We start from the raw sequence: 11,293 nt of genomic DNA on the forward strand, positions 1-11,293 counted from the left end.
GCCGGTGCCGCCGTTCTCTCCATCGCCCTGCTCCGGGGTACGGGGTCCGCACCGGCCGGTGACGGAGGCGGCGGCGCGCCTGCCGAGGAGAAGCACCTACGGCGGTGAAGCGCCGCCGCCCCTGTTCGGGGCGCAGTGCGTCAGCGCGTGGTCAGCACCATCCGGAAGCGGGCGGCGCCGGACATCATCTTCCCGTACGCCTCGTCGACCGCGTCCAGCGGCACGGTCTCGGTCATCGGGCGGATCCCGTGCAGGGCGCTGAACGCCATGGTGTCCTGCACGTCCTGCGCGGTGCCCGACGGGTGGCCCCGGACGACCTTTCCGCTCGTGATCAGCTGGGCCGGGCTGATACCCAGCGGTTCGGGGTCGACGCCGATGACCACCAGCTCCCCACGCGGGGAGAGCCCCTCCACGGTCACCGAGATCGCCTCGGAGTTGGCCGCGGTGGCCAGGACGACCTTGGCGCCGCCGAGTGCCTGCAGCGCGTCCGCGACGGACGTGTCCGCCGTGCTGTCGACGTAGTGGTGCGCGCCGAGTTCCCGGGCGAAGTCGGCCTTGGCGGCTCCGCGGGCGATGGCCACGGTCTCGAAGCCCATCGCGGCTGCGTACTGCACCCCCAGATGGCCGAGGCCGCCGATGCCGAGCACGGCGACCAGGTCACCCGGTCGGGCCGAGCTGCGCCGCAGCCCGTTGTACGTGGTCACCCCCGCGCAGCCCATGGGCGCCGCATCGGCCGACGCCAGCGCGTCGGGGATCCGGGCCAGGGCGTCCACCGGCGCGATCACCGTCTCGGCATAGCCCCCGTCGTACGCCCACCCGGGCACCTTCAGGTACCGGCACACGATGAAGTCGCCCTGCCGACAGGGCGTGCAGTGGCCGCAGCTGCCACCGAACCAGCCCACCGCCACCCGGTCACCCACCTGCCAGGCGCTCTGCGTGCCGTCGCCGAGCTCCGCGATCCGGCCCGCGATCTCGTGCCCGGGGACCACCGGGAACCGTACGCCCGGCAGCGCGGCATTTACGAAGAGGGCGTCGCTGTGGCAGACCCCGCAGGCGTCCACGGCCACCCGGACATGCCCCGAGCCCGGCTGCGGCACCGCGCGCTCGACGATCTCGAAAGGGCCGCCGGCGGCGGTGGCCTGCGCGGCTCGGTAGACGCTGGGGACGCTCATCTGGATCTCTCCGCGGGTACGGGTGGACGGCCCCCCGGAGTCAGCAGACCAGCTCCGGCCCGTTCACGCGCGCCGGGCGGCGCGGACGGGGGGCGGGCCCCGCCGCGACCGCGTCCCGCCGGCTCAGGAGGAAGGCGGCCGTTCGCCGTGCCAGGAGCGCCAGAGCGCGGCGTAGGCGCCGTCGGCCGCCACGAGCTCGTCGTGGGTGCCCAGTTCGGTGATCCGGCCGTCCTCCATCACGGCCACCCGGTCGGCGTCGTGAGCCGTCTGCAGGCGGTGTGCGACGGCGACCACGGTCCGGCCTTCGAGCACGGCGGCCAGCGCCCGCTCCGTGTGACGGGCCGTCCTCGGGTCCAGGAGCGCGGTGGCCTCGTCGAGTATCAGCGTGTGCGGGTCGGCCAGCACCACGCGCGCCAGGGCGAGCTGCTGTGCACGGGCGCCGTCCGGCCGATGCGCCCCGTGGCCCAGATCGGTGTCCAGGCCGTCCGGCAGCTCGTCGGCCCAGTCGGCGCCGACGGCGGCGAGTGCCGCGCGCAGTTCGGCGTCGGTGGCGTCGGCCGAGGCGATCCTCAGGTTGTCCCGGACCGTGCCGAGGAAGACGTGGTGCTCCTGGGTGACCAGGACGACGTGCCGCCGCAGCCGCTCGGGGTCCAGTCCGGCGACCGGGACCCGCCCGACCGTCACCGAGCCTGTGCGCGGTGCGTCCATGCCCGCCAGCAGCCTGCCCAGGGTGGTCTTGCCCGCACCGGAGGGGCCGACGATCGCGAGCCGCTCGCCGGGACGGACCGTCAGGTCGACACCGTGCAGGACGTCGCCCCCGCCGTCGTAGGCGTAGCGCACATCCGTCACCTCGATCCGGTCGTCGGCCGGTGCGGGGGAGGCGGCCGGTGGTACGTGCGCCGCCAGGGCCAGGCCCTCGACCCTGGCGAAGGAGGCGCTGCTGCTCTGGAGCTGTTCCAGCCGCTGGAGGATGGTGTCCAGGGGCTGGGAGAGCTGCCGCAGATACAGGGCCGAGGCGACCACCGCGCCGAGGCTCACTGTGCCGTGGCCGTGCAGTACGCCGCCGATCAGCAGGACACCGGCCACCGGAATGACGTACGAGACGTCCACGGCCGGGAAGAGCACACTGCGCAGGAACAGCGTCCGCGTCCGGGTGCTCCAGCACTCCTCGATGGCATCCTGGCAGGCTGTGATACGGCGCTGCTGAAGCCCGAGGGCCTCGACGGTGCGGGCCCCGGCGGCGGTGGTCGCGAGCTGCTCCGCGAGAGCCGAGTTGGCGCGTCCCTCGGCCAGGTACGCGGTGAGCGCCCGGCGCAGATACCAGCGCGCGGCGAACCAGATCCCGAGCAGGCCCAGCACCCCGCACACGCCGAGCAGCGGGTCGAGCACGAAGACCGCGCCGAGGATGAACAGCGCCTGGACCGCGGCGATGAGAACCTCGGGCCCGGCGTCCCGGAGGGTGGCGCCGACCGCGGCGACATCAGTGGTGCCGCGGGTCATCAGGTCGCCCGTGCCGGCCCGCTCGACCACCCGGGCGGGCAGCGCGAGCGCCCGGTCGGCGAACTCCTCGCGGATGCGCGCCAGGGTCCGCTCGCCGAAGCGGTGTCCGACGTAACCGGCGCAGCGGACCAGGAGGAGCTGCGCCACGGCGAAGACGAGGATGATGAGCGCCAGGCGGTCCACCGCGGCCACCCCGGCGCCGGCCCCGACCTCGTCGACGATGCGGCCGAGCAGCCACGGGCCGACGAGTCCGGCACCGGCGGCCAGCGCGTTGAGGCCGATCACGGCGGCGAAGACGCGACCGTCCAGCCGGATCAGCCGCAGCGCCGCCCGGCGTATCCGGGACGGTTTGGCGATGGGCAGTGCCTGGGACATCGGTTCGGATCCGGCGGTCATCGCACGGCCTCCCTGGACGGCGGGACGGTTCCTTCGTCGGCGGGGTCGTCGTCCGCGCCGCGGGACACCAGGAGGCGGTAGCCGGGCTCCCGGTCCAGGAGTTCACGGTGGCTGCCGACGGCCGCGACGCGGCCGTCGACCAGGTAGTACACGGTGTCCGCCCGGTCCAGCAGGAGCGGTGAGGTGCTGGTGACGACCGTGGTGCGGCCGGAGCGTGCGGCGCGCAGCCGGGTCGCCATGGCCGCCTCGGTGTGCGCGTCGACCGCCGAGGCGGGCTCCACCGCCAAAAGCACCTCGGGATCGGCCAGCAGGGCCCGGACCAGCCGGACGCGCTGGCGCTGGCCTCCGGAGAGGTTGTGGCCCTGCGCGTCGACGGGCGAGTCGAGTCCGTCCGGCAGACCGCGGACGATGTCCTGCGCCACTGCCGCGTACAGGGCGTGGCCGATGGACTCCTCGTCCCGGTCCCGGGCGCCGCCGATCACCTCGCGCAGCGGACCGGCGAACAGATCGGCCTCGTTGTCCGCGACCAGGATCCGCCGGCGCACCTGCGTCAGATCGATCTCGTCGAGGCGTATCGCGCCCCAGGTCGCGGCCGACCCGACGAACCGGCCGAGCCGCTCGACCACCGCCGCGGACTCCGACGGCCGGGCGCCGGCCAGCGCGGTCAGCCTCCCGGGCGCCACCTCCACGCCGGACGCCGGATCACGGAGTGTGGACGGCGAACGCGGCCCGTCCGCTGCCGCCTCGCCGCCCGCGGAATCGGGCTCCAGGGCCAGGAAACGTATGACCCGGCGGGCGGCGACCAGTCCGCGGCTGAGGTCGTAGCCGCCCTCGATGAAGAACGAGACCGGCACCACGAGCACCGCGGCATACCCGTAGACCGCGACCAACTCGCCGACGCTGATGGTTCCCTGAGCGGCCATCCGGGCCGCCAGCCAGGTCACGGCCCCGAGGAACAGGGTGGGCAGGCCGACGCCGAGGGCCTGGATCCAGCTGGTCACCGCGCCGACGCGGTACCCCTCCGCCCGCAACTCCTGCGAGCCGCGCCGGTAGCGCTCGGCGTACACCTCCTTGCCGCCGATGCCGTTGAGGACGCGCAGGCCCCCGACCATGTCCTCGAAACGGCCGGCGAGCCCGCCCTGCCGCTCCCGGTACGTCGCCTCGACGCCCTGCAACCGCCCCAGCAGCGGGCCGACCAGCACCGCGAGCAGCGGCACCCCGAGCAGCACCACCGCGGCGAGCAGCGGTGACACGGCCAGCAGCAGCGCGGCCACGACGAGGAAGGCGAGGACCGCGCCGACACCGGGGCCGGTGATGGTCAGCGTGTTGGCGATCACGGCGACGTCGCCGAACCCGATCGTGACGACTTCACCGGCCGTGACCCGGCGCGGCAGCGCCCCGCCCAGCCGGGTCGCCTGCGTGACCATGGCCCGCACGGAACGGAACGCGGCGTCCAGCCGCACCCTGGTCATCGTGCGGTGCCGCATGATGGCCAGCCAGGCGTTCAGCACTCCCACGCCCAGCAGGGCCGCGACCCAGCCGGCCAGCGCGGGCCACCGCCCCGGTTGAAGCCCGTCGTCGATGGCGCGGGACAGCAGGTACGGAGGCAGTGTCAGGCAGACCATCCAGGCGCTGCCGAGCAGCGAACCTGCGGCGATCCGCCGGCGCTGACAGACGATCAGCCACCACAGGTACCGCATGGCGCTGCGGTGGTCCGGGGGCCGTACCGGGTGCAGTGAGTGATTCTTGATCTGGATCCCTCCGCGGGGTGGTGGGTGGTCGCAGGTGCCTGCCCCACGGATCGTACGGACAGCGTGTACGTGCAGTCCGTGTCGGGGACGCTAGGGCCTGTTCTGAGTCCGGATCACAATCAGAGCGTTCGCCCTTCGGCCGGGTGCTTCGGCTGTATGACGCGTGGTGATCTGACCGATGGTGAATGGGAGTTGATCGAGCCGCACCTTCCGCTGGGGGTGTCCTGGCCGATCCCCGACCTGCGCAGCTACTTCAACGCGGTGATGTGGAGGTTCCGTACCGGCAGCCCCTGGCGGGACGTGCCGGAGAACTACGGCTCCTGGTCGACGATCTACGACCGGTTCCTTATGTGGGCGTCCACCGGGGTCTTCCAGACGCTCACGGAAGCCGCGGGCGGTGTCGCGGACGTGGGCGATACGCATGCGCCGGCCGCGACCCGAGTGGCGGAGCCGACGCGCGTCGCGAGGTAACCCTCGGCCTGGAGTTGGGCGTAGCAGTCCTGCACCAGCCCCCGTGACAGTCCAAGCCCGCGGGCGAGTTCGCGGGAGGAGGGAAGCCGTTCGCCGTCCTTGCGAACCGAGCGGAAGCCACCACGGCCAACCGCGTCGCCCGGCGCTTTACCTGGCCTTTGCTGCACGACAAGGACTGACCCGTTCGGAACAAGCCACAATTCAAGACACTTTCGGCCGGTGGCCACGACCCCGCGCCGAACGCGCCATGCGAACACGATGTGTTCGAGCCCATCCGGGACGCTCTCTTCGAAATCGGCCGCTCCGGGCCGTGGACGCCTTCTCGGTAACGATCGGCGAAACGTCCGCTTAACGAACATGACCTTTCTGGCAACGGACGAATTCCGGCCAACTTGTTGACGCGGTCCTGACAGGAACCTCCATCTGCTGACACTCTTCCCCCGTTCCGCGCACCGCCTGCTCTGCCCGGTCGGCTCACCCAGCCGCCGGTACCCCCCTCGCAGAAGGAGTCCGCGTGAGTTTCACGCCCCGCCGTCGCGCCACCGCGACCGGCGCTCTGATAGCCGTAGCAGCCCTCCTCGCCGTAGGAGTCCAGACGGGCACGGCAACTGCCACAGCCGGCGGTTCCGCCGCTGCTGCCCCGGTCGCCACCAACGCCAAGCATGGCGCAATGGCCAAGCACCTCTCCCCCTCCGCGCGTGCCGAGCTGATCCGCGAGGCCAACGCGAGCAAGGCGTCCACGGCCAAGGAGCTCGGTCTCGGCTCTCAGGAGAAGCTCGTCGTCCGGGATGTCATCCAGGACAACGACGGCACCACACACACGCGTTACGAGCGCACCTTCAGCGGGCTTCCGGTCCTCGGTGGCGACTTGATCGTCCAGGAGTCCAAGGCCGGTCAGACCGAGGGCGTCACCAAGGCGTCCAAGGTCACCTCCGCACAGCTGAAGGCCGTCGACACCGCCGCCGACATCGCCCCGGCCAAGGCCGAGACGCAGGCTCTCGGTGCGGCCAAGGCTGCCGGCTCCAAGAAGACCGTCGCCGACCGGGCACCGCGCAAGGTGGTCTGGATGACCCAGGGCAAGCCGCAGCTCGCCTACGAGACCGTCGTCGGCGGGCTCCAGGACGACGGCACCCCCAACGAACTGCACGTCGTCACTGACGCGTCGACGGGTGCGAAGCTCTACGAGTGGCAGGCCATCGAGACCGGTACCGGCAACACCCAGTACAGCGGCCAGGTCACGCTCGGCACCGCGCCGTCGTACACGCTGACCGACACCGGACGCGGCAACCACAAGACGTACAACCTGAACCACGGCTCGTCCGGCACCGGGACGCTCTTCTCCGGCTCCGACGACGTGTGGGGCGACGGCACTCCGCAGAACGTCGAGACCGCCGGCGCGGACGCGCACTACGGCGCGGCCGAGACCTGGGACTACTACAAGAACGCGCAGGGACGCACCGGTATCCGGGGCGACGGCGTCGGCGCGTACTCCCGCGTCCACTACGGCAACAACTACGTCAACGCGTTCTGGGACGACAGCTGCTTCTGCATGACCTACGGAGACGGCAGCGGCAACGCCGCACCGCTGACCTCTCTCGACGTGGCCGCACACGAGATGACACACGGTGTCACTTCCGCCACCGCCAAGCTGGTCTACAGCGGCGAGTCCGGCGGCCTCAACGAGGCGACCAGTGACATCATGGCCGCCGCGGTCGAGTTCTACTCCAACAACGCCTCCGACAAGGGCGACTACCTGGTCGGCGAGAAGATCGACATCAACGGCGACGGCACCCCGCTGCGTTACATGGACAAGCCGAGCAAGGACGGCGCGTCCAAGGACGCCTGGTACTCCGGCATCGGCGGAGTGGACGTCCACTACTCCTCAGGTCCCGCGAACCACTTCTTCTACCTCCTCTCCGAGGGCAGCGGCGCCAAGACCATCAACGGTGTCTCGTACGACTCCCCGACCTCCGACGGTCTGCCGGTGACCGGCATCGGCCGCGACAAGGCGGCGCTGATCTGGTTCAAGGCGCTCACCACCAAGTTCAGTTCCACGACGAACTACGCGGCTGCTCGCACCGGTACCCTCGCCGCGGCCGGTGAGCTGTACGGCACGACGAGCGCCGAGTACAAGGCGGTCGGCGATGCCTGGGCCGGCGTGAACGTCGGCACGCGCTCCGGTGGTGGCGGCGGCAAGGTCTTCCAGAACACGACCCGCATCGCAGTCCCGGACGCCGGCGCGGCCGTCACCAGCTCGGTCAACGTCACCGGCGTCACGGGCAACGCGCCCAGCACCCTGCAGGTCGGTGTGGACATCACCCACACCTGGCGCGGTGACCTCGTCATCGACCTCGTCGCACCGGACGGCACGGCCTACCGGCTGAAGAACTCCTCGATCTCCGATTCGGCGGACAACGTCCAGACGACGTACACCGTCAACGCGTCGTCCGAGGTCGCCAACGGCACCTGGAAGCTGAAGGTCCAGGACGTCTTCTCGGGTGACACCGGCGCCATCAACAGCTTCAAGCTGACCTTCTGAACCCAGCACCGCATTCCGAGAACGTGATGCGGCGAACCGCCCGGGAGGAGCTCTCATTCCTCCCGGGCGGCTCGCCGTAGGGTTCAGAAGACGACGGGGCCCGGCACCTCACAGGTGCCGGCCCCCCGGGAGGACGGGTGGTCAGCGCATCAGCAGGCCCGCACCGTCGCCCGTCGCCTCCGTCGGCAGTGCGACCAGGCCGAGTTCCGCGCTGGTTGCCAGCAACGGGTGAGCGGGAAGCACTCGCACCGTGTAGCCGTAGGGGCCGGTGCGGTCGAGGGCGCACGGGCCCTCGTACAGCCAGCGGCCCTCCAGGTCCTGGCCTCCGGTCGGCTTCAGCGGGAAGAGCTGGGCGTCCGAGATCGCGTCGGCGGAGTCGACCCGCCCGGCCACCGCCTGCACCTCCACATCGTCCGGCTCCAGTGCTCCGAGAGCGATCCGGACACGCAGCGCCAGCGTCGCCCCCAGCTCGGCCGAATCGCCGACCGTGCTGGGCGCCACGGCCTCCACATGGTCGACCGCGACCCGCGGCCAGGCAGCACGGGCCCGGGCCTTCCAGTCCGCGAGCTCCCGCGCCGTGGCGGCGTCCAGGGAGCGGTGGGAGAGCGCGGCGGGGGCGTACAGCCGCTCGACGTACTCGCGCACCATGCGTCCGGCGAGGACCTTGGGGCCGAGCGTGCCCACGGTGCGGCGGACCATCTCGACCCAGCGCTCGGGAAGCCCGTCGTCGCCCCGGTCGTAGAAGCGCGGCGCCACGCGCTCCTCGATCAGCTCGTAGAGGGCATTCGCCTCCAGCTCATCGCGCCGGTCCTCGTCCATCGCGGACCCGTCGGCGGTCGGGATCGCCCAGCCGAAGTCGGGTTCGAACCACTCGTCCCACCAGCCGTCGAGCACGGACAGGTTGAGACAGCCGTTGAGCGCGGCCTTCATTCCGCTCGTGCCGCAGGCCTCCAGGGGCCGCAGCGGGTTGTTGAGCCAGACGTCGCAGCCGGGGTAGAGCTTCTGCGCCATGGCCATCCCGTAGTCGGGCAGGAAGACGATGCGGTGGCGGACCCTGGGGTCGTCGGAGAACCGGACCAATTCCCGGACCAGCCGTTTTCCACTGTCGTCGGCGGGGTGCGCCTTGCCTGCGACAACGATCTGAATCGGCCGCGTCGGGTGGAGGAGCAACTTCATCAGCCGGTCGCGGTCACGGAGCATCAGGGTCAGCCGCTTGTAGGAGGGCACGCGGCGGGCGAAGCCGATCGTCAGCACATCCGGGTCCAGCACGCCGTCGATCCAACCCAGTTCGGCCGGCTCCGCACCACGCGTGCGCCAGGAGGCGGCAAGCCTCGTGCGGACCTCGGTCACCAGCTGTCCGCGCAGCGTCCGCCGCAGGGCCCAGATTTCGCGGTCCGGGATTCCGGCCGCCGCATCCCAGCGTCCCGGCGTGCCACCGTACCGGGCTCGCAGCCCGAAGATTTCGGGGGCGACCCAGGTGGGCGCGTGAACGCCGTTGGTCACCGAGGTGATCGGCACCTCCGCGGCGTCGAAGCCCGGCCACATCCCGGCGAACATCTGCCGGCTGACCGCCCCGTGCAGGGTGGAGACGCCGTTGGCCCGCTGAGCGAGCCGCAGGCCCATGACCGCCATGTTGAAGAGGGTGGGCTCGCCACCGGGGTACGTCTCCATACCGAGCTGCAGGATCCGCTCGACCCCGACACCCGGCAGTTCGCCGTCGTCGCCGAAGTGACGGGCGATGAGCTCCCGGTCGAAGCGATCGATTCCGGCAGGCACCGGGGTGTGGGTGGTGAACACCGTGCCGGCCCGCACCGCCTCGACCGAGGAGTCGAAATCCAGCCCGGTTCCGGAGAGTTCACGGATGCGTTCAAGACCGAGGAAACCGGCGTGCCCCTCGTTGGTGTGGAAGACCTCCGGGGCCACGTGCCCGGTGAGCCGGCAGTAGGTCCGCACGGCTCGTACGCCGCCGATGCCGAGCAGCATCTCCTGCAGCAGCCGGTGTTCGCTGCCACCGCCGTACAGCCGGTCGGTGACCTCGCGCTCGCCGGGTGCGTTCTCCTCCACGTCGGAGTCGAGCAGGAGCAGAGGGACGCGGCCGACCTGGGCCTGCCAGATGTAGGCGTGGAGCGAGCGGCCACCCGGAAGGGCCAGTACCACGCGGCTCGGTGTTCCGTCGGCCTCGCGCACCAGGGTGAGCGGCAGTTCGTTCGGGTCGAGGAGGGGATAGTGCTCCTGCTGCCAGCCGTCGCGCGACAGGCTCTGCCGGAAGTAGCCGTGCCGGTAGAGCAGGCCGACCCCGACGAGGGGCACGCCCAGGTCGCTGGCGGCCTTCAGATGGTCCCCGGCAAGGATGCCGAGTCCGCCGGAGTACTGCGGAAGGGCTGCGGTCACACCGAATTCGGGCGAGAAGTACGCCACGGCGGCGGGCAGTTCCGCACCCTGCGCCCGCTGCTCCTGGTACCACCGCGGACCGTCGAGATACTCCTGGAGGGCGGCGGACACCTCGGTCAGCCGGTGCAGAAACTGCTGGTCCTGGGCCAGCTCGGCAAGGCGCCCGGCGGAGACGGCGCCGAGCAGACGTACGGGGTCGGAGTCCGCCGCGCGCCTGCCCTCCGGGTCGACGGCCTGGAAGAGCTCACGTGTCTCGGTGTGCCAGGACCAGCGCAGGTTGCGGGCGAGGTCGCTGAGCGGTTGAAGGGGATCGGGGAGGACAGGACGCACGGTGAATCGACGAATGGCCTTCACGTATTCCACCTTTACAGGGGACGTACGAATCCGAGGGGACGCACCACGGTGTGCGCCGCTCCGTCACCCTCGACGGTATCGGTGTGCCGTACTCCGCAACCACGGCGCGCGACCGGCTCACCACGAACGGCACCCGGCGAGCCGCCCGCCCCCGGATCCGCCCCCGGCCCCCGGCCCCGACGCCCACCGCAGTCCCGGCGTCGTATCAGTGGCCCCCGGCGTCTCGTCCGCCCCACCGCCCCCTCTCTGTAGATCGGTACTCATCCGCCACGGACGTTATGGCCGATTCCACCCCCTCGGGCAGCCTTGTGGCCCTTCGCGGCACAGGGAAGGCTGCCCAGTGGCGTGTACGGGGGTCGGGGGAGGCGGACCGGCCGGCCTTCGACGCGACTCCGTGCGGCGCGCACCACGTCGAGGAGGAGGTTTCGGTTCATGGGACTGACACGGCACCGCCCACGACCGGCACAGGACGATGCGGACAGGCGTGGTCGAAGCCCCTGGCGCCGCCTCGGCGACGGCTGAGAGCCTGTCGGGTGACCTTCGATCGGAAAGCGGACGCGGTCTGGTGCGTGCGATTCCAAGGCGTCGGAAGGTCCTCGGATGGGGTCTCCCCTGCTCGAACGGAGCTGAGAGCTTGGGGAAGGAGCTACTAGTACTACAGGGCTAGATCTGCATCATCTGGAGGCGCATGCGTCGGCGGAAGTGGTGCCTCCTGGCCT

At 71.2% G+C, this 11,293-nt stretch carries 6 protein-coding genes and 1 pseudogene; 2 read left to right on the forward strand and 5 right to left on the reverse strand.

What is annotated here, in order from left to right:
* Positions 1 to 140: 140 nt before the first annotated feature.
* The 3 genes from ACWD6R_RS33580 to ACWD6R_RS33590 form a co-directional block, all read right to left on the reverse strand.
* Positions 141 to 1,172, reverse strand: a complete 1,032-nt coding sequence (locus ACWD6R_RS33580) for an alcohol dehydrogenase (protein ID WP_451822171.1) — start codon at positions 1,170 to 1,172, stop codon at positions 141 to 143.
* A gap of 123 nt (positions 1,173 to 1,295) precedes the next feature.
* On the reverse strand, positions 1,296 to 3,068 hold the full coding sequence (locus ACWD6R_RS33585; protein ID WP_451822172.1) for an ABC transporter ATP-binding protein: 1,773 nt from the start codon (positions 3,066 to 3,068) through the stop codon (positions 1,296 to 1,298).
* Complete coding sequence (locus ACWD6R_RS33590) at positions 3,065 to 4,768, reverse strand: ABC transporter transmembrane domain-containing protein (protein ID WP_451822173.1); 1,704 nt, start codon at positions 4,766 to 4,768, stop codon at positions 3,065 to 3,067. The genes ACWD6R_RS33585 and ACWD6R_RS33590 overlap by 4 nt, the downstream gene beginning before the upstream one ends.
* A 207-nt stretch (positions 4,769 to 4,975) precedes the next feature.
* On the opposite strand from ACWD6R_RS33590, the gene ACWD6R_RS33595 reads away from it, so the two are divergent.
* Positions 4,976 to 5,290: a transposase gene (locus ACWD6R_RS33595; RefSeq protein ID WP_451822174.1), complete on the forward strand. Its 315-nt coding sequence runs from the start codon at positions 4,976 to 4,978 to the stop codon at positions 5,288 to 5,290.
* A gap of 23 nt (positions 5,291 to 5,313) precedes the next feature.
* Here the strand turns inward: ACWD6R_RS33595 and ACWD6R_RS33600 are convergent.
* Positions 5,314 to 5,649 (reverse strand): annotated as a pseudogene (locus ACWD6R_RS33600) (hypothetical protein); the annotation flags it as partial.
* A gap of 155 nt (positions 5,650 to 5,804) precedes the next feature.
* Between ACWD6R_RS33600 and ACWD6R_RS33605 the strand changes: the two are divergent.
* Positions 5,805 to 7,829, forward strand: coding sequence for a M4 family metallopeptidase (locus tag ACWD6R_RS33605; RefSeq protein WP_451822175.1), 2,025 nt, complete (start codon positions 5,805 to 5,807; stop codon positions 7,827 to 7,829).
* Between the two features lie 141 nt (positions 7,830 to 7,970).
* Here ACWD6R_RS33605 and glgP read toward each other — a convergent pair whose 3' ends face one another.
* Positions 7,971 to 10,574 (reverse strand): alpha-glucan family phosphorylase, encoded by a 2,604-nt coding sequence (glgP, locus tag ACWD6R_RS33610; RefSeq protein ID WP_451822176.1) that lies wholly within the window; start codon positions 10,572 to 10,574, stop codon positions 7,971 to 7,973.
* Between the last annotated feature and the right edge of the window lie 719 nt (positions 10,575 to 11,293).

Source organism: Streptomyces sp. NPDC005151 (assembly GCF_053599875.1).